We start from the raw sequence: 26,581 nt of genomic DNA on the forward strand, positions 1-26,581 counted from the left end.
CCATGATGGACCGGCCCGACACGGCCCGCAGTGATATGCCCCCGGACACCGAAATGGTGGTCATGGGGCGTGTCTCCGGGCTGTTCGGGGTACGCGGTTGGGTGAAAATCTATTCCCATGCCCGGCCGCGGGAATCCATTGTGGATTTTCAACGCTGGTTTCTGCGCGGCCCCGGCGGTTGGCAACCCTATTCGGTTGTCACTGGCCGCAAGCATGGAAATGGCGTGGTTGCCCAACTGGAAGGTGTGGACGACCGGGATCAGGCGGCAGGCCTCATGGGGCGGGATATCGCCATCGCCCGTGACGATCTGCCGGCCACGGATCCGGATGAGTTTTACTGGGTCGATCTGATCGGCCTGGTGGTGGAAACCGAGCAGGGTGTAACCCTGGGCCGGGTTGTCGACCTGGTGGAAACCCCGGCCAATGATGTGCTGGTGGTTCAGGGCGACCGGGAGCGGCTTGTGCCGTTCGTGCAGGGCCCTTTCATAAAGACCATCGATCTGGATGCAGGTTGCATGGTGGTGGATTGGGATCCGGAGTTCTGAATGCTTCGATTCGCCGTCATCACCCTGTTTCCGGAATTGATCCGGCCGGTCACTGAATCTGGCGTGACCGGCAGGGCGGTGGACCGGGATCTGATTTCGGTTGAGACCTGGAATCCCCGGGATTTTGCCCGGGACCGGCATCGTACGGTGGATGACCGGGCCTATGGCGGTGGCCCCGGCATGGTGATGCAGGTGGAGCCGCTGGGCGAGACCATTCGCCAAGCTCGGTCCCAGCTGCCGGCAGGCAGTAAAACAATCTATCTCAGCCCCCAGGGTCGTCTGCTGGATCAGGCCCTGGTGGAGGAATTGGCCGCTGCACCGGGTTTGTTGCTGGTGGCGGGACGCTACGAAGGCGTGGATGAGCGACTTCTGGAGCAGGAAGTCGATCTGGAAGTGTCCATCGGAGACTACGTCTTGAGCGGTGGCGAGCTTCCGGCCATGGTGGTCATCGATGCCCTGGCCCGGCTGCAGCCGGGGGCACTGGGGCATGCCGAGTCCGCCAGTCAGGATTCGTTTTCTGCGGAGGGTCTTTTGGACCATCCGCATTTCACCCGGCCGGAAACGGTCGAGGGACGGGCTGTTCCGCCGGTGTTGCTGGGTGGCGATCATGAAGCCATTCGGCAATGGCGGTTGAAACAGGCCCTGGGAAGAACATGGCAGCGTCGCCCGGACTTGTTGGCGCGCCGTGAATTGAGTGAAGAGGAGCGCCGCCTGCTGGACGAGTTTATCGCCGAGCAGAGTGGACAGGATGGGGCGACGTGCTCCGGCAAATCAGAAGACTGAAGCAGGTGAAGTCATGAGCGACATCATCAAAGAACTCGAGCAAGAACAGATGAAGACCGATGTGCCGGAGTTTGGTCCCGGTGATACCGTGCTGGTCCAGGTGCGCGTGGTGGAAGGTGACCGCGAGCGTCTGCAGCCCTTTGAAGGCGTGGTCATTGCCAAGCGTAACCGGGGGCTCAATTCCGCCTTCACCGTGCGCAAGACCACCCATGGCGAAGGTGTGGAGCGGGTGTTTCAGACCCACAGCCCCAATGTGGCCGAGATCAAGGTCAAGCGTCGGGGTGATGTGCGTCGTGCCAAGCTCTATTATCTGCGCGACCGTCAGGGCAAGGCCGCTCGAATCAAGGAAAAGGTCTGATCCAGACCGATTCCGGCGTTGTGCCGAATCTGGCGGGCGGCTTCCTTCGGGGAGCCGCCCGTTTTTTGTGGTTGTCTGGATAAGCCGCGTCTTTTGCTGGACAATCCCGTCTGGAGGCCGTCCCTTTCCGTTTTGGAATCATGGATACCACGATGCGTGTTCTAGTCCTGACAGCTCTGATTGCCACAATGTTATTCGCTCAGCAGGTGCGGGCAGCGGATATCCAGGAGGTCTCGGGGATTGCCCGCTCCGGGGCGGTGGAGCTGGCCATGGAGCTGATGGATCGGCATCAGCCTTCGGTGGACGAGGATCCGGTGGCCTGGATGCGCTGGGAACGGGAGCGATTGTTCCTCTATCGCAGTCGCAGCCAATGGGCCCGGATGGAAGAACGGGTGGCCGATTATCCCGAGAGCCTGAATCGGGATTTTCTGCGTTGGGCCAATACCGAACGGGTTCGTGCCCTGCTGTCCCTGGACCGACCCGAGGAAGCCCGGGCCGTCCTTCGTACACTGATCTGGTCCACCAATCCCGCCGATACTGAACGACAACGCCCCTGGCGGCGGCTGGTGGTGGAGTCCTATCTGGAAGCTGGAGAGGTCCAGGCCGCTCGAACGGCATTGCGCCGCTTTCGTCAGGATTTTGGCGATGAGGACGGCGGCAGCCGGTTGATGGAAGCCCGGCTGTATCTTCAGGAGGGCGATGGTCACCAGGCCTTGCGGGTGTTGCAGGCTTTGCCCGAGGCTGACTATCGAGCGCTGCGTCTGGCTGCCTGGTTGATGGCGGAGCCGGATCAGGCCGGTGAAATCCTGAGCCGTTCCATCCAACTGGGTTTTGACGAGGATGCGGATCTGGCGCAACGACGCATGGCTTGGTCCCTGGCGGCTCGGGCCGCGGAGAAGACCGGCAATCGATCAGCCCGTATCGGCGCGCTGGAGCGCGGCTTGGGCTACCGGGAAGATCCCGAGCGCCTGGACCCCATGTTTCGCCTGGACATTGACGAACTCTGGACGGCCTATCAGGAATATGGCGAGCGCCTGGGGAATGAGGCCCGCATCCTGGTCGGTGATGATCCCATGTGGTTCGACAAGGCTCAGGGCTATTTGGGCAGTGACCCTATCAAGGCGCGGGCCCTGCTCAGTGTGATTGCCCATGAGAGTTATGAATCCAGCGCCAGAAACCGGGCCCATGCCCTGATCGCCGGCAGTCTGGACACTGTCCGGCATGGACCGGCACTACTGCGCCGGCTCTATCTCGACAGCCATCGATTCCCGGATGCCGAAAGCATTCCCCGTTCCGTTCGCTATCAACTGGCGGAAGTGGCTCTGGATGAAGCGGATATCCCCCTGGCTTCCGAGCTGATGCGAGGCCTGCATGAGGCCCCGGAAGGCAGCGATCCCCAGGAATGGCAGTTGCAGAGAGGGCGAGTGCTGCTGCTGGGCGGTCAACGTGCGGAAGGCTTGGCCGTGCTGGAAGGACTGCTATCCGATATCGAGGCATTGGATGTGGATCGTTTTCTGCAAGTGATCTTTGATATGCAAAACATGGGAGACCATGAACCAGCCTACGAGATGCTAATGACCTTGATGGAAGGGGAGCTCAGCGATCGCCAGCATCGGGAAATCCTCTTCTGGGCGGCGGAATCGGCGGAAGGGCAGGGGGACCAGGCTGAGGCGGCCCGTCTCTATCTGCGCTCGGCCGGCTATCTGGATCCCTTCTCAATGGATCAGTGGGCCCAGACAGCCCGATACCGGGCGGCGGATGCCCTGGCGGATGCCGGTTTGGTGAATGATGCCCGCCGGCTTTACCAGTCCCTGCTGAATGCCACGGATGACGAGGCGCGCCGTTCGGTGCTTCGCAATCGAATCCAGCGGCTCCAGACCCGCCCCCTGGAGTTGACGCCATTGGAAGACAGCCCTCGCCCGGAATGAAGCGGTTCTGAATCGGCGACGGGGAATCCGTTTCCGCGCTCACTTAATCTTTTTGCCTTGAAATCATCAGCATCGTTCCCATATTGGCGGTGAGCCGATAAAGGCACCCCGTTTTCTTGAGTTTCATCGTTTCGGAGAGAGACAGGATTCCCATGGCTAAAGCGAACGCAGAGACCCGTCAATTCGAGGCCGAAGTCCAGCAGATTCTGCAGTTGATGATTCACTCCCTGTATTCCAATCGGGAGATATTCCTGCGGGAGCTGATATCCAATGCCTCGGATGCCTGTGACCGATTACATTTTGCCACCCTGAAGGATGAAACCCTGTTGCAAGGCGAAGGGGATCTGGCGATTCGCATCAGCGCTGACAAGGAAGCCGGAACGGTGACCGTGAGCGACAACGGCATCGGCATGAGCTATCAGGAAGTGATTGACAACCTGGGCACCATCGCAAGCTCCGGCACCAAGCGTTTCCTGGAATCCCTGTCCGGGGATGAGCGCAAGGATGCCGACCTCATCGGCCAGTTCGGCGTGGGTTTCTATTCCAGCTTCATCGTGGCCGAGCAGGTCACGGTGGAAACACGCCGAGCGGATGAGGATAAGGGCGTGCGCTGGCAGTCCGATGGCAGCGGTGAGTTCACCATTGAGGAAATAGAGCGGTCCGAGCGGGGAACCACCATCACCCTCAAGCTTCGGGACGATGCCGAGGAATTTCAGGCACCGGAACGGCTGCGCCATATTATCCGGCGTTATTCCGACCACATTGGCCGTCCCATTCTGATGCCATCCGATGAGGAAGGGCAGGACTGGGAGAAGGTCAATGAAGCCGCCGCGCTCTGGACCCGTTCCAAGGAAGAGTTGGAAGACAAGGATTATGAGGGCTTTTATCAGCATCTGACCCATGACCCGGAAGAGCCCCTGGACTGGACCCACAATCATGTGGAAGGCCGCCAGAGCTACAGCCTGCTGATGTACATTCCCCGGCGGGCGCCTTTTGATCTCTGGGATCGGGAACGGCGTCGCGGTATTCGCTTGTATGTACGCCGGGTCTTCATCATGGACGAGGCCGAGCAGCTCATGCCCGGCTGGCTGCGTTTTGTGCGCGGGGTGGTGGATTCGGCCGACCTGCCGTTGAATGTCTCGCGGGAAATCCTTCAGGACAATCGCCTGGTACGCAGCATTCGTGCCGGTGCGGTGAAAAAGGTCCTGGGCCTGCTGGAAGACATGGCCCGAAATCGGCCCGACGATTATGCCCACTTCTGGGAGCAGTTCGGCAAGGTGCTCAAGGAAGGCCCGGCGGAAGATCCGGATAACACCGATCGCATCGCCAAGCTGTTGCGTTTCTCCTCCACCCGGGAGCCGGATGGGGAGACGGTATCACTGCAGGACTATGTAGATCGGATGAAGCCGGATCAGAAGGCCATCTACTATGTGACTGCCGATAATCACGAGACAGCCCTCAACAGCCCGCACCTGGAGGCCTTCCGCAAGCAGAACGTGGAGGTATTGCTGCTTTCGGATCGGGTGGATGAATGGCTGGTGGCCAACCTCACCGAGTTTGACGGCAAGCCCCTGCGTTCGGTGACCCACGGCGAGCTGGAAGCGGATGAAGTGGGCGACAGCAAGGACGACGAGGCCAAGGATGAGCGCCACAAGCCCCTGCTGGACAAGCTCAAGGGGCAGCTGGAGGATCAGGTTTCGGATGTGCGGGTTTCCCGGCGTCTGGTGGATTCGCCGGCTTGCCTGGTGGCCGAGCAGGGCGGTCTCAGCCTGAACCTGCAGCGCCTGCTAAAAGAAGCCGGTCAGACGGTGCCCGAATTACGTCCGATCCTCGAGGTGAACCCGGACCATCCCCTGGTCCGTCAGTTGTCGGAGTTGGAGGATGAGGCCCGGCTGGGGGACTGGTCCCAGTTGCTGTTTGATCAGGCCTTGCTGGCTGAGGGGGGGCAGCTGGCTGATCCGGCCGGCTTCGTCCGGCGTTTGAACGCTATGTTGACCGGTCAGTCCCGTCAGTCTGAGCAAGCCTGAACGACTTGTCTTGGCTGAGTGATAGTAGCGATCTATGCCGCTGATAGGTTTTCTTTCCTTGACCGATGATGGCGAATTGCGTTGTAATAGTCATATCAAATTGATAGTTAGTTTTTAATAGCAAAACCACAACAGGAGGTTATTTAATGCTGGGTATTGGTGAAAAATTTCCCGAGTTTTCCGTGAACGCCACCGTGTCCACGGACGAGAAGAACGCCTTTGAAGAAATCAACAACAAGAGCTTCCCGGGCAAGTGGACCATCTACATGTTCTATCCGAAGGACTTCACCTTCGTGTGCCCGACCGAAATCCAGTCCTTTGGCGACATGGCCGACGAGTTCGAAGACCGGGATGCCCAGCTGATGGTGGCCAGCACCGACAGCGAATTCGTGCACCTGGCTTGGCGCACCCATGACGAGCGCCTGAAGAACCTGCCGGTGCCGATGCTGGCCGACCTGAACCGCAACTTGGTGTCCCAGCTGGGCATCCAGGACAAGGAAGAGGGCGTTGCCCAACGTGCCACCTACATCGTTGATCCGGACGGCATCATCCGCCACGTCTCGGTCAACGACATGAGCGTGGGCCGCAACCCCAATGAGATCCTGCGGATTCTGGACGCGCTGCAGACCGACGAGCTCTGCCCCTGCAACTGGGAGAAGGGTCAGGAGACCCTGAGCGCCGCTTAAGACGGTCTCAGTGGAGTTTTTGGGGCCGTCTCCCGGCGGGAGGCGGCCCTTTTTTTAGCGCCGAATGATTTAGGAGGTGACCCATGAGTGTTACGGAACTCAAGCAATCCCTGCCGGATTACGCCAAGGATATCCGGCTCAACCTGTCCTCCGTGCTCAAAAAAGAAGGGGCCCCGGGCCTCAGCCAAGAGCAGGTCTATGGCACGGCCTTGGCTTCAGCCTACGCCTCGGACAATGTAGTGTTCGCACGCCAGGTGGAAGCTCTGGTCAAGGACGAAGTCGCGGAAGAAACCGTCAATGCTGCCAAAGCGGCAGCGTCGATCATGGCCATGAACAACGTTTATTATCGTTTTCTGCATCTAGTGGGCGACGAGGAATATGCCCGCATGCCAGCCAATCTGCGTATGAATGTGATTGGTCGTCCGGGAGTGGAGAAGGTGGATTTCGAGCTGTATTCCCTGGCTGTTTCTGCCATTAACGGCTGTGGCCTGTGCGTGGAGAACCACGAAAAGGCCTTGCGCAAGGCGGAAGTCAGTCGTGAGGCGATCCAAAGTGCCGTGCGGATTGCTGCGGTGATCAAGGCGGCTGCCAGCACCACTCGATTCGCTGCTTGAAGCATCCGCTGATCGACAAAAAACCCGGTGTTTCCGGTACCTCAGCGCCGTCTTGACTGTGAGGTTTTGACCGAAAGGACCGGGTTTTTTGTTTCCCGGCACCCGGTTTGTCGGTTAAGTTGGATGAGCGGTGGCAGTTTCTTGCCAGCTGGGCGATTCTGTCCAGAAAAAATGGCTTGCGTGGGCTTCTCGGGCTGGCTAGAATTTATCCCGGAGCTGTTTTTAGAATCAATCTATTTTGCATAAGACGGAATGGCGATTGAGGGTGAGACCGTTTGGCGTGGGGACCTGACGGATTAGCCCTTGTATTTGTTTGAGTGAGTCGTCCATTGCAAACTTTTTACATAAGAGAGTTAACCCATGAAGCAGAACGAGCATCTCAACAAGGCCCTGGCGGCCATGCTTCGTCCCCTCGCCCGCATGCTGCTGCGTAATGGGGTCAGCTATAAAGCGTTTGCCGAACTGGCCAAACGGGTCTTTGTGGAAACGGCCCGGGAGGAATTCCGTATTCCGGGGCGCAAGCAGAGTGATTCCCGTGTGTCGGTGATTACCGGTTTGTCCCGGAAAGAGGTCAAGCGGGTTCAAACCGAGCCGCCCCGGGAAGGCGAAGGCATGCTGCGTCTCTACAATCGGGCGGCACGGGTGATCTACGGATGGGTAAATGATCCGGATTTCCAGGACGGCAATGGTGAGCCGGTTCGCTTGCAGATGGAGTCGGAAGCAGGGGAGCTGGATTTTGTACGTCTTGTGCGTCGTTATAGCGGCGATGCGCCGGCCCGGGCCGTCCTGGACGAACTGGACCGGGTCCATGCCGTGGGACGTCATGATGATGGTTTCCTCTCCCTGCGGATTCGCAGCTACGCGCCCCCCAATGAAATGGACCCGAAAAAACTGGATTACCTGGGCCAGGCGGGCGCGGCCCTGGTGGAGAGTGTGGATCTGAACTGGCAGGACAGCGATGCTGCCCATTTCCACGGACTGACGGCTCACTCGGTGTCGGCAGAGAGTCTGGCGGCTTTCCGAGCGGCTGCGATGGACAAGGGCGACAAGGTTTTCCAGCAGGCCGAAGCCCTGTTGCCCAGCCAGAAATCCGGCTCGGATCAGGAAGCGGGGGTGGTTTTTTTCACCTTCGAGCGATAATGCCATCGCCGATTGCGCGATGACTTTTATGAAGCCGGCCCTGGGGGGCCGGCTTTTTTGTGTCTGTCTCCCTGTGGACTCGAACCTTTGCGCTAGCCTGTCCTGAGGGTATAGTCATGCCTTTATGACCCACCTTGGTGGGTATTTCTCAGTGTTTCTGCAATGGAGTGGCTTGTCATGAGCACAGGTTCTGAGCGTCCCGGCTTGATGCGACGCATTGGTCGGGGCATGGATACGACCCGACGCGTGATCGTCAACCTGGTTTTCTTCCTGGTTCTGCTATTCGTCCTGGTATTGCTTTTTTCGCCCGAGGATCGGCCCGAGGTTGAGGACGGCGTGGCCATGGTGGTCAATCCCCAGGGATTCCTGGTGGAACAGAAGACCGGCACCCTCCTGGAGCGCGCGCTCGATCGGGCTCTGGGGCGGGAAATTCCGGAAACCCTGGTCCGGGATGTGGTTCGCAGTATCGACTTGGCGACGGAAGATGACCGTGTTGATGCGCTGGTACTGGACCTGGGCGATCTTTACGGTGGCGGTCTGAGTAAGCTTCAGACCATCGCCGAGGCCATCGACCGCTTCCGCGATACGGGCAAGCCCATCTACGCCCTGGGTGATTCCTACTCCCAGCCCCAGTATTTCCTGGCCTCTCAGGCGGATGAGATCCTGATGCACCCGGGGGGGATGGTGATGCTGACCGGGTTTGAGACCTATCGGAACTACTACGCCGGTACCATTGATTTGCTGGATGCGGAATGGAATGTCTTCCGGGTGGGCGAGTACAAATCCTTCGTCGAACCGTATACCCGGGACGATATGTCCGAGGAAGACCGTGAAGCCCGCTTGGCCTACATGAATAGTCTCTGGGACGGCTGGCTGGCGGATGTGAGCGAGCGGCGGGGCATGGGGCCGGATGATATCCAGTCCTATATCAACGACATTCCCGATAATCTGGAAGCCCGGGATGGGGATTTCTCCGCGCTGAGCCTGGAGCTTGGGCTGGTGGATCAGCTTATGCCCCGTGATCGCATGCGTGACCGGGTGATCGAACAGGTGGGTGAAGATCCGGAGTCGGGTAGTTTCCGGCAGATATCCATGAGCCAGTATCTGGAAGCCAAGCCAAAGCGCAAGCACCGGGAGCGTGGCGGTCGCATCGCCGTGGTACCCGCGGTGGGTCCGATCATGGATGGGGTTCATCCGCCCGGCACCGTGGGGGGGGATTCCACGGCTGCCTTGATCCGGGAAGTCCGGCGGGACGATGCGGTGGAAGCCGTGGTCCTGCTGGTGGACAGCCCCGGTGGCTCAGCCTTCGCGTCGGATGTGATCCTGCGCGAGCTGGAGCTGGTGCAGGAGGTCGGCAAGCCGGTGGTGGTGTCCATGGGGAGCGTGGCCGCTTCCGGTGGTTATTGGATCGCCATGGCGGCCGACGAGATCTGGGCCCATCCCACCACCATTACCGGCTCCATCGGCATTCTGGCCATGTTCCCCACCTTCGAGGAAACCTTGAGGAAAGTGGGGATCACCACGGATGGGGTGGGCACCACGGATCTGTCCGGTGCCTTCCGCCCGGATCGCGCTCTGAATCCGGACGTGGCCCGGGCCCTGGAGCTTTCCATTGAGCATGGCTACGAAGAATTCATCAGCAAGGTGGCCGATCATCGGGATATGTCCCGATCGGAAGTGGATGCCGTGGCCCGGGGGCGGGTCTGGAGCGGGGTCGATGCCCATCGGGCCGGCCTGGTGGATCAACTGGGGGGCTTGGAGCAGGCCATCGAGAGTGCGGCTCGGCTGGCGGATTTGGAAGAGTGGCATATCCGTTATCAGGAGCATGAACCCAGTTGGCAGGAGAAGCTGATTGCGGACCTACTGGGTGGGGCCAGTGCCCAGCTGCCCAGCGCCTTGGAGCGCCGGGTGCATCAGGCCCCCCACCGCCAGCTGCTGCAGTCCCTGCAGGATGACTTGGAGCAGCTGGACAGCTTCAACGATCCCAATCACCTCTATTACTACTGCCATGCCTGTGTGATAGAAGACTGATTGCTGTCGTAGCAAGCCTTAAAAAGCCCCGGTTTCCACCGGGGCTTTTTTTTGGGGTCTTCGTGATTTCCCCCGGAATTCCATGAGGAACGCTTCATAGGGGGCGTGGTCGTTCTTGCTGGAGGAGCGCTTGAACAGGGTCTAGCCCAGCCCCATCTCCTCAAGTGCGCTGCGTGCCTGGCGGCCGGCTTCGGAGTCGGATTGGGCGGCGGTTTGGTAATGCTGGATGGCCGCTTCCCGGTTGCCGGCTCGGCGCTCGATATGGCCCAGGTGAAGATGGGCCGGGGCGGTGGGGAGCAGATCGATGCTGCGCTTCAGTGCCTGTCGGGCCTCGTCATCCTCGCCTTTGGATTCCCGCAGCATGCCGATCATCAGGTGATGCTGGAAATAGCCATCCTCCAGATTGGCGGCTTGACGATAATGGGTCAGGGCTTCTTCCTCGTTGCCCCGGCTTCGGTAAATATCACCCATCAGGCCTCTGAAGCGGGCTTCTTCAGGGACCTGGGACTGGGCCTTGCGGGCCAGGGCCATCGCCTCGTCGGGCTTGTCGGCCTGCAGCTTTTCCCGGGCTTGCTGCGCCAGCTCGTAGGCCGGGGCATGGGTCCGCAGGGTTTTCATGGCCTGTTCAAAGCGATCTCGATGCCATTCCCCCTCCCGGCCCAGGCGTTCAGCGGTCTCCTGATTGGCCCGGACTCGTTCCTGGGAAGGCGGATGGCTGGCGAACATGCCCTCCAGCCAGTTTTCTCGACGGCCCTCTGAAAGCGCCATGAAGCGCTCCATGAGCTTGACCGAGCCGTCCGGGTGATAGCCGGCCGCGTGCATGTAGCGGGTGCCATAGAGATCCGCCTCCAGCTCGGCGCTGCGGCTGTATCGTTGCCCAATGAGGCCGGCCCCCAGGGCGGCTGAGCCCACGATGGCACCGGCGTAGCGGCTATCCGAGCTGGCTGCGGCCACCGCCAGAACACCGGCCTGCAAGACCAGTTGCCGTTCCATTTGCTGGGCACTGTGCCGGGCCGCCGAATGTACGATTTCATGGCCCAGCACGGCGGCCAGTTCCGCTTCGCTTTCGAATTCCATCAGCAAGCCCCGATTGATGGCAATTTTTCCGCCGGGCAGGGCCCAGGCATTGGGGACATCGCTGTGAATTACCACGAACTCATAGGGCAGGTCGGGGCGGTCGCTTTCCCTCGCCACCCGCTGGCCCACTTCGTTGACGTAGTCGCTGAGGGCCGGGTCCACTTGATAGTCGCCGCCCTGCATCTGGCGTAGGGGCGCGTAGTTTTGCTCCCCCATGGCGATTTCCTGGCTTTCGGACACCAGGCGGAACTCGCGTTCGCCGGTAACGGGATTGACGGCGCAGGCGGACAGCAGCCCCAGGAGGAGGGCAAGACCAATAAGACGGAGATGCGGGGCAATGGCCATGGTGATCCTCCTGGGGTGTTGATCACTTCACTATTGGTGAAATATCAGGACCAATCAAGCACCACTTTGCCGGATTGCCCAGAGCGCATGATATCGAAGCCCTTCTGGAATTCATCTGCCCCCAATTCATGGGTGAGAACGGGGGAAATATCCAGTCCCGAGTCCAGCATGGCCAGCATCTTGTACCAGGTCTCGAACATCTCCCGGCCGTACACGCCCTTGAGAAACAGGCCCTTGAAGATCACTTCATTCCAGTCGATGGCAGTGTCGGAGGGCGGGATACCCAGAAGAGCGACGCGCCCGCCATTGGTCATGCTGCTGATCAACTGGCGAAAGGCCGGTCCGGCGCCGGACATTTCCATGCCCACATCGAAGCCTTCCACCATGCCCAGCTCGTCCATGACCTGCTTGAGGTTCTGGTTCTGAACATTGACCGTGCGGGTGGCCCCCATCTGGCGGGCCAGGTCCAGGCGGTAATCATTCATGTCCGTGACCACCACATTGCGGGCACCGGCATGCTTGGCGATACCCGCGCCCATCATGCCGATGGGGCCGGCCCCGGTGATGAGCACATCCTCACCCACCAGGTCAAAGGACAGGGCGGTATGAGTGGCATTGCCGAAGGGATCCAGGAAGGCGGCGATCTCATCCGACAGGGAATCCGGCAGGGGATAGGCGTTTTCCGCCGGGATCACCAGGTACTCGGCGAAGCAGCCCGGGCGATTGACACCCACGCCCACGGTGTTGGGGCAGAGGTGGCGCCGCCCGGCCCGGCAGTTGCGGCAGACCCCGCAGGTAATATGCCCTTCGCCGGAGACCCGCTGGCCCTTTTTATAGCCCTTGACCTCCGAGCCCATGTCCACCACCACGCCGGAGAACTCATGGCCCACGGTCATGGGAACCGGGATGGTCTTCTGCGCCCATTCATCCCAGTTGTAGATGTGGATATCGGTGCCGCAGATGGCGGTTTTCTTGACCTGGATAAGCAGATCGTTGGGGCCGGGTTCCGGCTCCGCCACGTCCTGCATCCAGATCCCTTCTTCCGCATGTTTCTTCACGAGCGCGCGCATAAGCACCCCTTGATGATTGATTTGAATTCCTGGAACCATCGACGATGCCGATTTGCCGAGAGCCCCTCCGTAGGAGCGGATTCATCCGCGATGGCGTTCGGATGCCACCGCGGCGCTCTACGCCAATCGCGGATGAATCCGCTCCTACGGGGCCAACTCGGTGATTCCCCTGTTTTTCCCGCTTATTGGATAATGCCCATATCCCGGCCTACCTTGGCGAAGGCGGCCACGGCCCGGTCCAGTTGGTCCCGGCTCAGGCCGGCGGACATCTGGGAACGGATGCGGGCCTTGCCCCGGGGGACTACGGGGAAGGAGAAGCCGATCACATAGACCCCTTCCTTGAGCAGGCGGTCCGCCATTTCGCTGGCCAGCTTGGCATCACCCAGCATCACCGGGATGATGGGGGTCTCGCCCGGCAGCAGGTCAAAACCCAGCTTTTCCATTTCAGTCCGGAAGTAACGGGTGTTGTCCCACAGCCGGTCCCGGAAGCTGTCGTCTTCGGACAGCATTTCCAGCACCCGGATAGAGGTCTGGGTAATCACCGGCGCCAGGGTATTGGAGAAGAGGTAGGGCCGGGAACGCTGACGCAGCCATTCCACGATTTCCTTCTTGGCCGAGGTGTAGCCGCCGGAGGCACCGCCCAGGGCCTTGCCCAGGGTGCCGGTGAGAATATCCACCCGGCCCATCACATCGCAGTGTTCATGGGTGCCGCGGCCGGTTTTGCCGAGAAAGCCGGTGGCATGGCAATCATCCACCATCACCAGGGCATCGTATTGATCCGCGAGATCACAGATGGCCTTGAGGTCGGCGATATAGCCGTCCATGGAGAAGACTCCATCGGTGGCGATCAGCTTGAAGCGGGCTCCTTGCTCTTCGGCTTCCTTGAGCTTGGCTTCCAGGTCCGCCATATCGTTATTGCGGTAGCGGAAGCGCTTGGCCTTGCACAGGCGCACCCCATCAATGATGGAGGCGTGGTTGAGTTCGTCGGAGATCACCGCGTCCTCCGGCCCCAGCAGGGTCTCGAACAGACCGCCGTTGGCGTCGAAGGCGGAGGGGTAGAGGATGGTGTCTTCCTGGCCCAGGAAATCGGAAATCTTGCTTTCCAGGTCCTTGTGGATGTCCTGGGTGCCGCAGATGAAGCGCACCGAGGACATGCCGAAGCCGTGGTCGTCCAGGGACTTGTGGGCGGCCTTGACCAGCTCCGGGTGGTTGGACAGACCCAGGTAGTTGTTGGCGCAGAGGTTGATCACCTCCTTGCCGTCGGCCAGGGCGATTTCCGCCTCCTGGGGCGTGGTGATGACCCGCTCGGCCTTGTATAGGCCTTCCTCGCGGAGGGTGTCCAGTTCTTTGCGAAGATGCTCCAGGATGTCCGCTTTCACGCTCTGCCTCCAAAACGGTGGGAAAGCCTCAGATTATAACAGTTTGGCCCGTGGCCCCGCCGGAATACCCATTCACGACCGCGGTCATGTTTGCAAAATTAATTGTAAGTTAGTTGCATCGTTATTGTATAATTTAATGTCACAAGACAGCGACAGAGAGTCAGTGGCGCATGTTCTTCATGGCCAGCGAAGAGTTTTTTGCTTTCCGCAACAGCGAGGAATGGTGGGTCTCCCATTATCTTTTTGAAAAGCCAGCGGTCTATTTTTCCAGGCCAATGAGGAGCAATTCATGTTCGAAAACCTGATAACGGCTGCCTTGGCCGGCCTGGGCGTGGCCATTGGCCTGATGGTTTTCGTTTGGTTGATTAGTCTGTTCTGTCGGGATGCCAGTCTGGTGGATCGCTATTGGGGGCTGGGTTTCGTGGTCTTGGCTTGGTTCTGGTGGCTGACGGGCGCCCGAGACGAGTTGGCTTTGATCCCGGTCGGCTTGGTCACCCTGTGGGGCTTGCGCCTGAGCCTGTATTTGACCTGGAGAAACTGGGGTCATGGCGAGGACTATCGTTACCGGGAAATGCGGGACAAGCACCAGGGCCATTTCTGGTGGGTCAGCTTGTTTACGGTGTTTCTGCTTCAGGGGGTGATCATGTGGGTGGTGGCCATGCCGCTACTCGTGATCGGTCAGGTGCTGCCCGAGCTGAGCGGGCCGTTCGTGGCCCTGTTCTGTCTTGGGGGCCTATTTTGGCTCACCGGTTTTGTCTTCGAATCCCTGGGCGATTGGCAGCTGGCCCGGTTCAAGGCGGATTCGGACAACCAGGGACGGGTCATGGACCGGGGCCTATGGCGCTATACCCGCCATCCCAACTATTTCGGTGATGTCTGTGTCTGGTGGGGCTATTGGCTGATGAGTCTGCCGGCGGGTGGTTGGTGGACGGCCTTCGGTCCGGCCCTGATGACTTTCGCCATTATCCGTTTTTCCGGCGTCAGCCTGCTGGAGAAAAGCCTTAAAGATAAAAAGCCGGAATACGTTGACTATGTCCGCCGCACCAATGCCCTGATTCCGGGTCCGCCTCGGCCCCGTGGAAGTTAATGATGCGATGAGCGAAGACACCAGCGAACCCCGCTTCCGCGAACGTATTTTGGGGCGGCGTTAGGGGCTTGAATTGGTATAAAAGCAGTGACACGAAGGACACGAAGGAATGATTAATGCGCGAAAAGGGTTGGGGATTTGGAAAGGGCCGGGCAAGGCCTAACCCCAGCATTGCTCCGTGATCTCCGTGGCCCTCCGTGTCCTCCGTGTTCCTTTTATAGATTGGAAATTTAACACGGAGCTCACGGAGAACCACGGAGGACACGGAGAGGAAAAAGCGCAAGCGCCTCCCACCGAATACCCCCTTCGTGCCCTTCTGCTTTTCTTCGTGTCCTTCGTGTTCGCCTTTACCAAGCTGATACCGCCCCCAATGCCCTCAACCGCCCAGGCTTGCTAGAATGACCCCATGAGTGATGTTCGGATCGACAAGTGGTTGTGGGCGGCACGGTTTTTCAAGACCCGGGCCATGGCCCAGAAGGCGGTGGCCGGGGGCAAGGTGCATGTGAACGGGCATCGGGTGAAGCCGTCCCATGGGCTTAAGCAGGGCGATGAGGTCCGGGTCACCAAGGGCCCGGTGCAGTTCGATATCGTGGTCCAGAGCCTGTCGGAAAAGCGGGGCCCGGCCAAGGTGGCCGAAGGCCTCTACGAGGAAACCGAGGCCAGTATCGAAGCACGCCGCAAGCAGGCCGAGATTCGCAAGATGGAACGCCTGGCCCGGCCCATTCCGGAACGGCGCCCGGACAAGAAAGAGCGCCGCCAGCTTCGCAAGATGACCGGCAAGACCTGATCCTTCGGACCTGAAGGGCGGGGCGGTTTTACGCGATCCGCGGCCCAATCCTGTTATCCTCCCAGCAACATCTTTGTTAACGGGAGTCTCCATGCCTCGACCCGAAACCCCTTTGCTGACCGTGGACGTGGTCATTGAAAAGCCTGATACGGGCGATGGGCGGATTGTGCTCATTGAGCGCCATCACGAGCCTTTGGGCTGGGCCTTGCCGGGGGGCTTTGTGGATGTGGGCGAGACGGTGGAGCGGGCCGCCATGCGGGAGGTCTGGGAAGAGACCGGCCTGGATGTGCGCCTGGTGACACTCCTGGGTGTCTATTCTGACCCCCGCCGGGATCCCCGGGGGCACAATGTCTCGGTGACCTATGTGGGCCGGGCGGTTGGTACGCCCCGAGCCGGCGATGATGCCAAGGCCATCCAACTGGCCGACCCGGCCCACCCGCCGCCCCTGGCTTTCGATCACGGCCTGATCCTTCATGATTACCTGCGTTGGCGGGACAAGGGCGAGTGCGCCCCCGTCCGCCCCCTGCCCATTCCCAACAACAGCTGAAGACCCGTAGGAGCGGATTTATCCGCGATTGCTTCCGGCGGTTACCGTGCCGCGCTATGGTAATCGCGGATGAATCCGCTCCTACGGCAGATCGGTGTACACGATAGCCTCGGGAAATAGCCGGCGAATTTCGGTATAATGACTGTTTTTCGCCCCCGGCGCTCGGCTCGGGGGCGGTTTCGTATTGGAAAATCCTCAAGGAGTGCCCCATGGCTTATCAGCATGTGAAGTTGCCGGAAGGCGGCGAAAAGATCACGCGTGAAAACGGCGAACTGAAGGTGCCTGACAATCCCATCATCGGCATGGTGGAAGGCGACGGGATCGGTGTAGACGTCAGCCCGCCCTGCCGGAAGATCTGGGATGCCGCCGTGGAGAAGGCCTATGGGGGCAAGCGTAAGATTCACTGGGCCGAGCTCTACATGGGTGAGAAGGCTGCCGGCATTTATGACGGTGACTACTTTCCCGCCGAAACCCTGGAGGCCATGAAAGAGCTCCAGGTGGCCATCAAGGGCCCGCTGACTACGCCGGTGGGCGAGGGCTTTCGTTCCCTGAACGTGTCCCTGCGCCAGAACCTGGATTTGTTCGCCTGTGTGCGTCCGGTGAAGTATTACAAGGGCGTGCCCTCGCCGCTGAAAAAGCCGGAAGAAATCGATGTGGTGATCTTCCGTGAGAACACCGAGGACGTGTATGCCGGGATCGAATATCAATCCGGCACCGATGAAAACAAGAAGCTGGCCGGCTTCCTGCGCGACGAAATGGGCGCCAAGTTCTTCGACGATGCCGGCCTGGGCGTGAAGCCCATCAGCCCCTTCGGCTCCAAGCGTCTGGTCCGCAAGGCCATCGAATGGGCCATCGAGCAGGGCCGTGAAAGCGTCACCCTGGTGCACAAGGGCAACATCATGAAGTTCACCGAGGGCGCCTTCCGCCAGTGGGGCTATGAAGTGGCCAAGGAAGAGTTTGGTGACAAGGTGATCACCGAGGACGAACTCTGGGACAAGTACGACGGCAAGCGTCCCGAAGGCAAGGTGGTGATCAAGGACCGCATTGCCGACATCATGTTCCAGCTGATGCTGCTGCGGCCTACCGATTTCGATGTGATCGCCACCATGAACCTCAACGGCGATTACCTCTCCGACGCCTGTGCCGCGGAAGTGGGCGGGATGGGCATTGCCCCCGGCGCCAACATCTCCGATGAGGTGGCCGTGTTCGAAGCCACACACGGCACGGCTCCCAAGCACGCCGGCAAAGACAAGGTAAACCCGGGTTCCCTGCTGTTCTCCGGCACCATGATGCTGGATTACATCGGCTGGGGCGAGGCCAGTGCCCTGATCGAGAAAGCTTATGAGAAGACTGTGGCCAGCAAGCAGGTGACCTATGACTTCGCCCGTCTCATGGACGGTGCCACGGAAGTCAAGACCAGTGAATTTGCTGATGCGGTGATCAAGAACATGTAATCAACACGTTGATTGCTTAACATCGCTGATTTACGTGATTAAAGGCCTGCTTTCCTTGTTATTGGAAGCGGGCCTTTTTTTGGGCTGGGTGATTCAGGTATTGATGGGTCTATCCGGTATTTCCTTACTTTCCGCCTTCATGCAAAAATCCGCATGCCAATGGTCATATCCAAAAAACGGCTCAACGATCCTGCTGTGGCTTGTATAACGATTGGAATTCCTCGGCCGGAATCGCCTTGCTGAACCAGAAACCCTGGCCCCATTGCACCCCCAGGTCTTGCAGGTGTTTTCGTTGTTGGTCGGTTTCGATTCCTTCGGCAATGGTTTCCAGGCTCAGGCTCGTCGCCATTTTCTGGATGATGGGAGCCAGTACGGCCCCTTTGGTGTGAGTATGGCAAATTTCGTTGACGAAGCTCCGATCGATTTTGAGGGTGTGAATGGGCAGGTGTTGCAAACGGCTCAGGGAAGAGTAGCCGGTTCCGAAGTCATCGATGGCCAGGCGAAATCCATGACCATTGAGTTCTGTCAGCAACCCCTCGATTACTTGTGGCTCACGCATTAGCGCATTTTCCGTCACTTCCAGGTGAATGTGGGAAGGATGGACAAAAGGTTTGACCCGTTTTGCCAGTGCTTCGGTATCGCCGTGTGGGTAGAGTTGATTCAGGCTCAGGTTGATCGCCATCCACAGTGGCATGCCCTGATCTTGCCAAGCTTGCAGCTGTCGGGCGGCCGTCTCCAGCACCCAGTCACCCAGCGGCCGGATCAGTCCAGTTTCTTCCATCAACGGCATGAAACTGCCGGGCATCAGCAGTTCGCCGTCCTCCTGTGGCCAGCGGATTAGGGCCTCGGTGGACACGATGCGTAAAGAGGCGAGCTCGAAGATGGGTTGGTAGTGCAGGGTAAATTTCTGGTGTTCCAGCGCCTGGCGGAGACGGGCTTCCATGGACAGGCGTCTATGGCGTTTTTCGGTGATGTCTTCCGAGAAAAGATGCCCCCGGTTGTCTTTCCGCTCCTTGGCCGCGAACATGGCCTTGTCCGCATTCTCGATTAGCGTGGCGGCGTGATGGCCGTGATCAGGACAGAGACTGATTCCCACACTGGCGCCGAGCCGATGACTGTGGCCGCCGGCGGTCAGCGGTTCATTCAGGTGCGTAATGATTCGCTCGACCAGAATGTGAACATTTTCCAGGAATGTCTCCCCGTCATCCACTTCGCCCCGGCGTGGTTCATTGAGCATCACCACGATGAATTCATCACCGCCCTGTCTGACGACCAGGTCGGAATCACGCACAGAGGTCTGGAGACGTTGACCGATCTGAATAATGACCTCGTCGCCAACATCATGGCCCAGGGCGTCATTGATCAGTTTGAAACCGTCCATGTCAATGAATAGGACGGCAGCCTGAGTTTCCTCTGTTTGGTTTCGACTTAGCGCCTTGTCCAGGAAGTCGAGAAGATGGCGACGGTTAGGCAGCCCTGTCAAGGCATCCGTATAGGCCAGGCTGTGAATCTCGGTCGCCTGGGCTTCACGTTCCTGCCGCATGCGAAGTGTATTGATGCCAAAGACGAGGTTATCGGCCAGTCGGGAGAGTAATTGCCGCTCTTCCACGGAGAAGGGTCTGGGTGTTGCCGAGTATATTGTCAGGCAGCCGGTCGGGCCGGTGGTCGGTTTCAGGGACAGGGTGATGGCGGCGCCCAGACCGTGTGTCAGGGCGTGATCACGGGCAGCGGATGCCGGTTCCATGGCGATATCATGGATTACGGCGGTCGTGCCACTCCGAATGGTACGAAGAACGCTGCTTTGATTGGCAGAGTTTTTCCGCCAGCTACTTTCAAGCGCTTCAACAAAGCCTGTCGCCGGCCCCGCACTGGCCCGGATTCTGACTGGGCAGCCCTTGTCCTGGTGGACAAAACCGATCCAGGCCAGGCGATAGCCTTCCTCGTCGATAATGGTCTGGCAAAGGGTCTGCAGAAGTTCATCTTCACTTTGTGCGCGAACCACAATGCTATCGCAGGCATTCAGTGTACTCAGCGCATTGACTACACTGCTTAACTGCTTGCGAGATGCTTCCTGCTCCCGCGACAGGCGTCCGAGACGTAGCAGGTTATCGATTCGGGCCAGCAGTTCGGCCCGGCTGGTGGGGATGCGGAGGATGTCGTCTACGGTATCGCCCAGTTCTGCCGTGATACGTGAATTGGGTCCCGCCCGATTGTCGGTGACCAAAAGTACCGGCAGAAAGGGGTGGTTCGTCTGTGCGCGTAGCGTCTTGATCTGATCTCGGTGGTGATTCAGTGAGAAGCCATCAACGATGATCAGTTCGCAGTTCTCAAACTGGTTGCCGTCTCCTTCGAGACCCCGATGCGAATCGTAGTCATTGCCGAGCAGGCGTTCCAACAGTTGGGCATTCGCGGCGTTGACCAGACCGATGGTGATCAGAGGTGGTGCACGAGTGGGAGCCGGAGGGGCTGTCATGACGAGCCTTCCTCCCTGGGGGTGAGCACTTCCGGGGTACCGCTGAGTATTCCCCTGAGCCCCCGCAAGGGAGCGCCAATATTGATGCCTTCCGCCGTGATATCAAATTCGCGCAGACTTTTCTCGAATCCGCCGGTACGCTTTTTCAGTACACCGACGGTCTTGCGCAATTCGCCGTCTATTTCCAAGTAACGCAGCAGCAAGATGTTGTCGGCAACATAGCTGAGGCCGTACTCAGAAACCCGAGCCTGGGTGCCGGCGATGGAAAAGACTTCGTTAACCAGGATGACGGTGACGCCCATGTTGATCAGATAGCGACAAAGGGCGTGAACCCGGGCTTGCAGATCTGCGCCGCGCACGGATTGTTCGTAGCCGGAGAGGCTGTCGAGCATCACCATGGTGGTGCCGTTCTCTTCCACATCCCGCCGTACCTTGGTCGCGAATTGGTCCGGGTGGTAATGCAGAGGCTCGATTGCTTCGGCGTGAAGCATGCCCTTCTCGATCAATGCGTCCACCGGCATTCCCAGTTGTCGGCAGCGGGTGATGAAAGTGGACCAGTTTTCGTCAAAGTTGTAGATTGCGCCCCGCTGATTCTGCTCGGCGGCGGCTAGCATGAGCTGGGTACCCAGGGTGGTTTTACCCACACCCGTGGGACCGGACAGCAGCGTTACCGTGCCGCGTTCAATTCCTCCGCCAGTGAGCCGGTCGAGCTCGGGGACGCCGGTGCTCAAGGGAATGTGCTCCACCGTCCGGTGGTGGTGTCTGGGAATCAGTCGGGGAAAGAGTGTGATGCCGCCTTCGCCCAGATAATAGAAATGCTCACCGGCGGCGAAGTCTGAGCCTCGGAATTTGCTGACCTGGCACAGGCGGCCATGGGCTGTATGTGCCAGGTTGATGACGCCATCGCTTAGGAAGGGCAATGCCTCATCGTCTTCCGTGGGTGATTTCTCGGAAGTGGACATCACAGTGGCGCCGCCGCCGATCAGTACACGGAGCAGTGACATGACCTGTTTTCGGAACTGGAAGGTATCGGCCGACAGGAATCGCATCTGGCTGAGCGAGTCGATCAATATGCGACGGGGGCGATACTTTTGGGCATATTCGATAATGCCATCGTGAATGGCATTGCCTTCCACATCCCAGCTTTCCAGCAAGCTGTAGGTGCCGCTATGCTCATCCGTCTTGCCCGGGGACAGATCAAGCACCTCTATACCGTCCATGGACAAGCCCATGAGTGCGGCGTCCTCGCGCAGCTGAGTTTCCGTTTCCCCCAAGGTGACGAACAGGCTCTCGCCCACGGGTTCGGTAGCAAGGAAATGCAGTCCGAGGGTGGTTTTGCCGCAGCCGGGGCCCCCGCCCACCAGATAGCTTCGGTGGGGTAACAACCCCCCATTCAGGACCTGATCCAGACCTTCAATACCTGTGCTGATGCGTGGTGTGTTGGTGGTGGAATCCATATCATCTCCATTGTTCGGGCTTGTCTTGTTTGCCTGAACTTGAGGGCTGGGGAGCGGTCAAGAGGAAAACATTGGCCATGGCAGAGTCCGGCGGTAAATGCCGGGTTGCGGGACTTGGTCTAGGCCGGTTATTCCTGTACTTAGCCGTGATTGGTTTCAATCTGTCTTTATGGGACCTCCTGACGCCCGGGCCCTTTGGCGATGATCACCATGTAATGGCCCGGCGATTGCCCCCAATGAATGGTCTGAGCGGGGTTTGTTTTGAAGCGGAGTGCCCACGAGATCCATTAAGGGGCACTTGTTTCAAGGCTTGAGAAAAAGGTCATGCCACCGGCCTGTTTTTGTTCGGATCAATAATAATTGGGCTCAAGTGTTACGCTTGTCCGAATAACGGCTTGGCCAGAGCTCGGCCGGATTCATGTTGAGGGCCTCGGCGATCAGGCGCTCGCCTTTCGGCCAGGGGCGGTCCAGGGCATGGGTCAGCGTGGTCGGAGAGGCATAACCGTGATGTCGCGCCAGCCGTCTCAGGCTCCAGCCCGCCTTGCGCAGCGCCGCGACGATGTCGGCGCGGTGCCAGTCTTGAAAAGCCGAGCTTTTTTGAGCGTGGTATTTGGTCATGTGCTAAAAAGTCTTCAGTCCAAGTTAATTTGAGCCAGCTCTATAGAGCGAGCTTGTTTTCATAATGTAGCACTCAAAAGTGAATATTCACACAATAGTGCCCTTTAATGAGTCGATATGGCTAAAAAACCAACAAAAACAGACCCTGAGAGTCTCTATATAGTTTTGGCAGAGGAGCTGCAAAAGGAGTTCCCCCATCGACTCAGACAGGCAATTGGACCTCGCTCGGTGCTTTCCTTTGCCCGCGCCTGCGGCTTAAGTGACAGCTTGGTCAGGAAATACCTGAGCGGCTCCCTGCCGGGGTTGGGCAATGCCCTGGTGATGGCCCGGGAGGCGGGGGTGAGCCTGGAATGGCTGGCTACCGGCCGCGAGTGGGTGGCTCCACGAGAGTCATCAGAAGCAGATCCCAAGGCCTATCTGACCCGCATGGAGGAGGTGATTGCCTTCTCCCGGCTGCAATTCCAGCGCCGCGGGATCGAATTGCCGCCCGAAAGCGAAGCCAAGGTGATTCGCGTGATCTATGAGGCCTATGTGCGGGATGGTCGCGAGATGGACGGCGCCAGCCTGGAGGATATGGGCGTGGGCGTGGACATGGATGCGGAAAAAACCATCCCGGACTAAGGATCCCTGATCCGGCCCGGATCCGGGCACCGGTCCCGGTCCCGGGGCAGGGAGTGGGGCCAGCCGCTTAGCCGGATTGACTCATTCGAGCAGTGCCCCTGCCGATCAGGACAACGCGCCGTGTTAGGTGCGGACACCAGCAATATCTGACCCCCGTGGCTGTCAGCGCCTGCCTATTTCGTTAGAATGTCCCTTTACGGCCCTGTGCGGGCGCCATCCAGTTCTAATAGCAATCGCGGGAGTCTTAATCGTGGCACTACCCGAGCGTACCCAAGCAGCAACCACCCCTTTCATCTTCGAGCATGGCCGTCCCGAGATGGACGATCTGCGAGCGGAGATGAACCAGCTCTACCTGGCCGATGAGGCCGAATGCATGGAGCAGCTGCTGCCCCAGGCCCGGTTGGATGACGCCACCCGCCGCCGCATTGTGGCCAAGGCCGAGTCCCTGGTGGAGGTGGTTCGCAAGAAGGGCGGCAAGAAGACGGGTATTTCCGCCTTCATGCAGCAGTACGACCTGTCTTCCCAGGAAGGGGTGGTACTGATGTGCCTGTCCGAGGCCCTGATTCGGGTGCCGGATTCCATCACCGCCGACAAGCTGATCCAGGACAAGATCGCCTCCGGCGACTGGCGTTCCCATCTGGGCGAGAGTGATTCCCTGTTCGTGAATGCCTCCACCTGGGGCCTGATGCTCACTGGCGGCGTGGTCAAGGTGGACAAGCGCACCCGCAAGGATGTCTCCGGCTTCATGAGCCGTCTGACGGCCAAGATGGGCGAGCCGATGATCCGAGGTGCCATGCGCCAGGCCATGCGTATTCTCGGCTTTGAGTTCGTCATGGGTCGGGATATCAAGGAAGCCTTGAAGCGCGCCCGTAGCAAGGATCACCGGGATTACCGCCACAGTTTCGACATGCTGGGTGAAGCGGCGCTCACCTGGACGGATGCGGATCGCTACTGGCAGGCCTATGCCGACGCCATTGACGCCACCGGCAAGAGCGTGGGCAAGGATGAGACCATCTGGCAGGCCCACAGTATCTCGGTGAAACTCTCCGCCCTGCATCCCCGTTATGAGTTTGCCAATCGGGAAGCGGTACTGGATGAGCTCACCCCCCGCTTGCTGCGTCTGGCCGAGCGCGCCCGGGATGCAGGGATCCAGTTGACCGTGGACGCAGAAGAGGCCGATCGCCTGGATCTCTCCCTGGAGGTGATCGAAGCGGTTTATCGTTCGCCCTCCCTGGAAGGGTGGGAAGGCTTTGGCCTGGCCATTCAGGCCTATCAGAAGCGCTGCATCAAGCTGGTGGACTGGCTCAATGTGCTGACCAATGACGTGGGCCGCAAGATGCCGGTTCGCCTGGTTAAGGGTGCCTATTGGGATAATGAAATCAAGTGGGCCCAGGTGGAGGGTGAGCATGGCTATCCCGTATTCACCCGCAAGGTGAACACCGATGTCTCCTTCCTGGCCTGTGCCAAGAAGCTACTGCAGGAATGCGATCAAATCTATCCCCAGTTTGCCACCCATAACGCCCATACCCTGGCCAGCATCCTGGAGATGGCCGAAGGCCGCTCGGATTACGAGTTCCAGCGCCTGCACGGCATGGGCGAAGAACTGTATGAGGAAGTGATGGGGGAGCGGGCCGAGATCGCCTGCCGGGTCTATGCCCCAGTGGGGCGACACAAGGAGCTGCTGCCCTATCTGGTGCGCCGTCTGCTGGAGAACGGCGCCAATACCTCCTTTGTGAACCACATCATGGATTCCAAGGTGCCGGTGAGCCAGATCACCCGGGATCCGGTGGCGGAAGTGGAAAAGCTGGAGATCATCCCCCATCCCAAGATTCCCCTGCCCAAGGACATTTATCGCAGCTTTGGCCAGGAGCGGGAAAACTCGGCCGGTGTGAACCTCACCGACCCCGACGAGTTGGCGCCTTTGGCCGAATCCATGGAAAAAGCCATGGAGCAGCGCTGGGAAGCCCGCGCACTGATTGGCGGCAAGATTCACGGCGGTGGCAAGGAAGTCCGGGCGGTGGACCCCAGCGACAACCGCCGTTCCCCGGGGGTCTACTACGAGCCGGAAGAGTCGGCCATCCGTGAGGCCATCGGTGTGGCCCACAAGGCCCAGCCGGAATGGGATGCCACCCCGGCCGCCGAGCGGGCCGCGATTTTGCGCAAGGCCGCCGATCTTTACGAAGAGCATATGGGCGAGCTCATGGCTCTGTGTAGCCGGGAGGCCGGCAAGACCATCCCGGACGGGGTGGCTGAGGTTCGTGAAGCAGTGGATTTCCTGCGCTACTACGCCAATCAGTGCGAGGAAAAGTTCGGCGCCGAGATTCCCCTGCCGGGCCCCACCGGCGAGAAGAACACCCTGCGTTTGACCGGCAAGGGGGTGTTTGTCTGCATCAGCCCTTGGAACTTCCCCCTGGCCATTTTCACCGGCCAGGTCACCGCAGCCCTGGCCGCCGGCAATGCCGTGCTGGCCAAGCCGGCGGAACAAACCTCCCTGATCGGTTCCCTGGCAGTCAAGCTGCTGCACAAGGCCGGTATTCCCGGTGAGGTGCTCAACTTCCTGCCCAGCCGGGGCAGCACCATCGGCAAGGTCGTCACCCCGGATGAGCGAATTATCGGTGTCGCCTTTACCGGCTCCACGGAAACCGCCCATGTGGTCAACCAGACCCTGGCCCAGCGAAAAGGCGTGATTCCCACCCTGATTGCCGAGACCGGTGGCCAGAATGCCATGCTGGTGGACAGCTCGGCCCTGCCCGAGCAGGTGGCGGACGATGTGGTGCAATCCGCCTTCCATAGCGCCGGGCAGCGTTGTTCGGCCCTGCGGGTCCTGTTCCTGCAGGAGGAGATTGCACCCCGGGTGCTGGAGATTCTCAGCGGCTACATGGACACCCTGATCGTGGGTGATCCGGCCCTGTTGCGGACCGATATCGGTCCGGTTATTGATGATAAGGCCTACAAGGGGCTCAAGGAGCATGTGGAATGGGTCAAGACCCAGGGCAAGCTGATCAAGGAAGCCCCCCTGAGCGCTGAATGCGCCAATGGCACCTTCCTGGCCCCTGTTGCGGTGGAGATCGACGACATCAGCCTGCTGGAGCGGGAGCAGTTCGGCCCGGTCCTGCATGTGGTTCGCTATAAGGCCAAGGACCTGGACAAGGTGATCGATTCCATCAACAAGACCGGCTATGGCCTGACCCTGGGTATTCATACCCGCATTGACAGCGAGGCCGATTACATCCAGCGTCGCATCAAGGTGGGCAATGCCTATGTGAACCGCAACATGGTGGGTGCGGTGGTGGGCGTTCAGCCCTTTGGCGGCCAGGGCCTCTCTGGCACCGGCCCCAAAGCCGGCGGCCCCCATTACATGCTGCGCTTCGCCAATGAGCGTACCCTGACCATCAACACCGCGGCCGTTGGCGGCAACGCCAGTTTGCTGGCCTTGTCTGACGAATGAAGCTTCAAGCAGGCCGTGCTAGCGGCGATGCCGTGCTGTTTCGGGAGATAATGTGCCTGTTTAAAGCTTGCAGAAGGCACTAGTTCTGCAGATGCAGTAGGCCACA

General features: G+C 59.6%; 20 protein-coding genes and 1 pseudogene. 15 read left to right on the plus strand and 6 right to left on the minus strand.

The annotated features are described in order from the left end of the window. The first annotated feature begins 2 nt into the window (after positions 1–2). The 9 genes from rimM to sppA all read left to right on the plus strand — a co-directional run bounded on the left by rimM (position 3) and on the right by sppA (position 10,112). Positions 3–545, plus strand: a complete 543-nt coding sequence (rimM, locus tag J2T60_RS01480) for a ribosome maturation factor RimM (protein WP_253444436.1) — start codon at positions 3–5, stop codon at positions 543–545. Then, positions 546–1,328, plus strand: a complete 783-nt coding sequence (gene trmD / locus J2T60_RS01485; protein ID WP_253444439.1) for a tRNA (guanosine(37)-N1)-methyltransferase TrmD — start codon at positions 546–548, stop codon at positions 1,326–1,328. Between the two features lie 13 nt (positions 1,329–1,341). After that, a complete protein-coding gene (gene rplS, locus J2T60_RS01490) occupies positions 1,342–1,686 on the plus strand; it encodes a 50S ribosomal protein L19 (RefSeq protein ID WP_253444441.1) in 345 nt (114 codons plus the stop codon). A 152-nt stretch (positions 1,687–1,838) separates the two neighbouring features. Then, positions 1,839–3,614, plus strand: coding sequence for a hypothetical protein (locus J2T60_RS01495; RefSeq protein WP_253444443.1), 1,776 nt, complete (start codon positions 1,839–1,841; stop codon positions 3,612–3,614). Positions 3,615–3,766: 152 nt separating this feature from the next. Beyond that, positions 3,767–5,641 carry a molecular chaperone HtpG gene (htpG, locus tag J2T60_RS01500; RefSeq protein WP_253444445.1) on the plus strand — a complete coding sequence of 625 codons (1,875 nt, stop codon included), beginning with the start codon at positions 3,767–3,769 and terminating at the stop codon, positions 5,639–5,641. Positions 5,642–5,787: 146 nt separating this feature from the next. Next, positions 5,788–6,327: a peroxiredoxin gene (locus tag J2T60_RS01505; RefSeq protein ID WP_253444447.1), complete on the plus strand. Its 540-nt coding sequence runs from the start codon at positions 5,788–5,790 to the stop codon at positions 6,325–6,327. 83 nt (positions 6,328–6,410) lie between these two features. Continuing rightward, positions 6,411–6,941, plus strand: coding sequence for an alkylhydroperoxidase, AhpD family (gene ahpD, locus J2T60_RS01510; protein WP_253444449.1), 531 nt, complete (start codon positions 6,411–6,413; stop codon positions 6,939–6,941). 360 nt (positions 6,942–7,301) lie between these two features. After that, positions 7,302–8,081, plus strand: a complete 780-nt coding sequence (locus tag J2T60_RS01515; protein WP_253444451.1) for a DUF6502 family protein — start codon at positions 7,302–7,304, stop codon at positions 8,079–8,081. A gap of 177 nt (positions 8,082–8,258) precedes the next feature. Further along, positions 8,259–10,112, plus strand: a complete 1,854-nt coding sequence (sppA, locus tag J2T60_RS01520) for a signal peptide peptidase SppA (RefSeq protein WP_253444454.1) — start codon at positions 8,259–8,261, stop codon at positions 10,110–10,112. A 141-nt stretch (positions 10,113–10,253) separates the two neighbouring features. Here sppA and J2T60_RS01525 read toward each other — a convergent pair whose 3' ends face one another. The 3 genes from J2T60_RS01525 to J2T60_RS01535 form a co-directional block, all read right to left on the minus strand. Next, entirely contained in the window at positions 10,254–11,534 is a 1,281-nt protein-coding gene (locus J2T60_RS01525) for a M48 family metalloprotease (RefSeq protein WP_253444457.1), read from the minus strand. Positions 11,535–11,578: 44 nt separating this feature from the next. Beyond that, positions 11,579–12,604, minus strand: a complete 1,026-nt coding sequence (gene tdh, locus J2T60_RS01530) for an L-threonine 3-dehydrogenase (RefSeq protein WP_253444460.1) — start codon at positions 12,602–12,604, stop codon at positions 11,579–11,581. Between the two features lie 182 nt (positions 12,605–12,786). Next, a complete protein-coding gene (locus J2T60_RS01535) occupies positions 12,787–13,983 on the minus strand; it encodes a glycine C-acetyltransferase (RefSeq protein WP_253444463.1) in 1,197 nt (398 codons plus the stop codon). Positions 13,984–14,272: 289 nt separating this feature from the next. On the opposite strand from J2T60_RS01535, the gene J2T60_RS01540 reads away from it, so the two are divergent. The 4 genes and pseudogenes from J2T60_RS01540 to icd form a co-directional block, all read left to right on the plus strand. Then, the gene (locus J2T60_RS01540; RefSeq protein ID WP_253444466.1) at positions 14,273–15,070 is read left to right on the plus strand and encodes a DUF1295 domain-containing protein; all 798 of its coding nucleotides are present in this window, start codon (positions 14,273–14,275) and stop codon (positions 15,068–15,070) included. Positions 15,071–15,476: 406 nt separating this feature from the next. Next, the gene (locus tag J2T60_RS01545) at positions 15,477–15,857 is read left to right on the plus strand and encodes an Hsp15 family ribosome-associated heat shock protein (RefSeq protein WP_253444469.1); all 381 of its coding nucleotides are present in this window, start codon (positions 15,477–15,479) and stop codon (positions 15,855–15,857) included. Positions 15,858–15,948: 91 nt separating this feature from the next. Further along, positions 15,949–16,404: an NUDIX domain-containing protein gene (locus tag J2T60_RS01550; protein WP_253444472.1), complete on the plus strand. Its 456-nt coding sequence runs from the start codon at positions 15,949–15,951 to the stop codon at positions 16,402–16,404. Positions 16,405–16,613: 209 nt separating this feature from the next. After that, positions 16,614–17,855: pseudogene (gene icd / locus J2T60_RS01555) on the plus strand (isocitrate dehydrogenase (NADP(+))); the annotation flags it as partial. 184 nt (positions 17,856–18,039) lie between these two features. Here the strand turns inward: icd and J2T60_RS01560 are convergent. The 3 genes from J2T60_RS01560 to J2T60_RS01570 form a co-directional block, all read right to left on the minus strand. Further along, positions 18,040–20,331: a GGDEF/EAL domain-containing response regulator gene (locus tag J2T60_RS01560; RefSeq protein ID WP_253444478.1), complete on the minus strand. Its 2,292-nt coding sequence runs from the start codon at positions 20,329–20,331 to the stop codon at positions 18,040–18,042. Continuing rightward, entirely contained in the window at positions 20,328–21,788 is a 1,461-nt protein-coding gene (locus J2T60_RS01565) for an ATPase domain-containing protein (protein WP_253444481.1), read from the minus strand. The genes J2T60_RS01560 and J2T60_RS01565 overlap by 4 nt, the downstream gene beginning before the upstream one ends. 366 nt (positions 21,789–22,154) lie before the next feature. Next, entirely contained in the window at positions 22,155–22,406 is a 252-nt protein-coding gene (locus J2T60_RS01570) for a helix-turn-helix domain-containing protein (protein WP_253444483.1), read from the minus strand. A 117-nt stretch (positions 22,407–22,523) separates the two neighbouring features. On the opposite strand from J2T60_RS01570, the gene J2T60_RS01575 reads away from it, so the two are divergent. Together J2T60_RS01575 and putA are read left to right on the plus strand one after the other, a co-directional pair. Continuing rightward, positions 22,524–23,027, plus strand: a complete 504-nt coding sequence (locus tag J2T60_RS01575; protein WP_253444487.1) for a helix-turn-helix domain-containing protein — start codon at positions 22,524–22,526, stop codon at positions 23,025–23,027. A 316-nt stretch (positions 23,028–23,343) separates the two neighbouring features. Continuing rightward, the gene (gene putA / locus J2T60_RS01580; RefSeq protein ID WP_301288338.1) at positions 23,344–26,475 is read left to right on the plus strand and encodes a bifunctional proline dehydrogenase/L-glutamate gamma-semialdehyde dehydrogenase PutA; all 3,132 of its coding nucleotides are present in this window, start codon (positions 23,344–23,346) and stop codon (positions 26,473–26,475) included. Positions 26,476–26,581: the final 106 nt, after the last annotated feature.

Origin of the sequence: Natronospira proteinivora, from assembly GCF_024170465.1 — a bacterium.
GTDB lineage: Bacteria > Pseudomonadota > Gammaproteobacteria > Natronospirales > Natronospiraceae > Natronospira > Natronospira proteinivora.

Coding starts and splice junctions, on each gene's coding strand:
- rimM (WP_253444436.1), top strand. CDS start 3: ATGATGGACCGGCCCGACACGGCCCGCAGTGATATGCCCCCGGACACC.
- trmD (WP_253444439.1), top strand. CDS start 546: ATGCTTCGATTCGCCGTCATCACCCTGTTTCCGGAATTGATCCGGCCG.
- rplS (WP_253444441.1), top strand. CDS start 1,342: ATGAGCGACATCATCAAAGAACTCGAGCAAGAACAGATGAAGACCGAT.
- J2T60_RS01495 (WP_253444443.1), top strand. CDS start 1,839: ATGCGTGTTCTAGTCCTGACAGCTCTGATTGCCACAATGTTATTCGCT.
- htpG (WP_253444445.1), top strand. CDS start 3,767: ATGGCTAAAGCGAACGCAGAGACCCGTCAATTCGAGGCCGAAGTCCAG.
- J2T60_RS01505 (WP_253444447.1), top strand. CDS start 5,788: ATGCTGGGTATTGGTGAAAAATTTCCCGAGTTTTCCGTGAACGCCACC.
- ahpD (WP_253444449.1), top strand. CDS start 6,411: ATGAGTGTTACGGAACTCAAGCAATCCCTGCCGGATTACGCCAAGGAT.
- J2T60_RS01515 (WP_253444451.1), top strand. CDS start 7,302: ATGAAGCAGAACGAGCATCTCAACAAGGCCCTGGCGGCCATGCTTCGT.
- sppA (WP_253444454.1), top strand. CDS start 8,259: ATGAGCACAGGTTCTGAGCGTCCCGGCTTGATGCGACGCATTGGTCGG.
- J2T60_RS01525 (WP_253444457.1), bottom strand. CDS start 11,534: ATGGCCATTGCCCCGCATCTCCGTCTTATTGGTCTTGCCCTCCTCCTG.
- tdh (WP_253444460.1), bottom strand. CDS start 12,604: ATGCGCGCGCTCGTGAAGAAACATGCGGAAGAAGGGATCTGGATGCAG.
- J2T60_RS01540 (WP_253444466.1), top strand. CDS start 14,273: ATGTTCGAAAACCTGATAACGGCTGCCTTGGCCGGCCTGGGCGTGGCC.
- J2T60_RS01545 (WP_253444469.1), top strand. CDS start 15,477: ATGAGTGATGTTCGGATCGACAAGTGGTTGTGGGCGGCACGGTTTTTC.
- J2T60_RS01550 (WP_253444472.1), top strand. CDS start 15,949: ATGCCTCGACCCGAAACCCCTTTGCTGACCGTGGACGTGGTCATTGAA.
- J2T60_RS01560 (WP_253444478.1), bottom strand. CDS start 20,331: ATGACAGCCCCTCCGGCTCCCACTCGTGCACCACCTCTGATCACCATC.
- J2T60_RS01565 (WP_253444481.1), bottom strand. CDS start 21,788: ATGGATTCCACCACCAACACACCACGCATCAGCACAGGTATTGAAGGT.
- J2T60_RS01570 (WP_253444483.1), bottom strand. CDS start 22,406: ATGACCAAATACCACGCTCAAAAAAGCTCGGCTTTTCAAGACTGGCAC.
- J2T60_RS01575 (WP_253444487.1), top strand. CDS start 22,524: ATGGCTAAAAAACCAACAAAAACAGACCCTGAGAGTCTCTATATAGTT.
- putA (WP_301288338.1), top strand. CDS start 23,344: ATGGACGATCTGCGAGCGGAGATGAACCAGCTCTACCTGGCCGATGAG.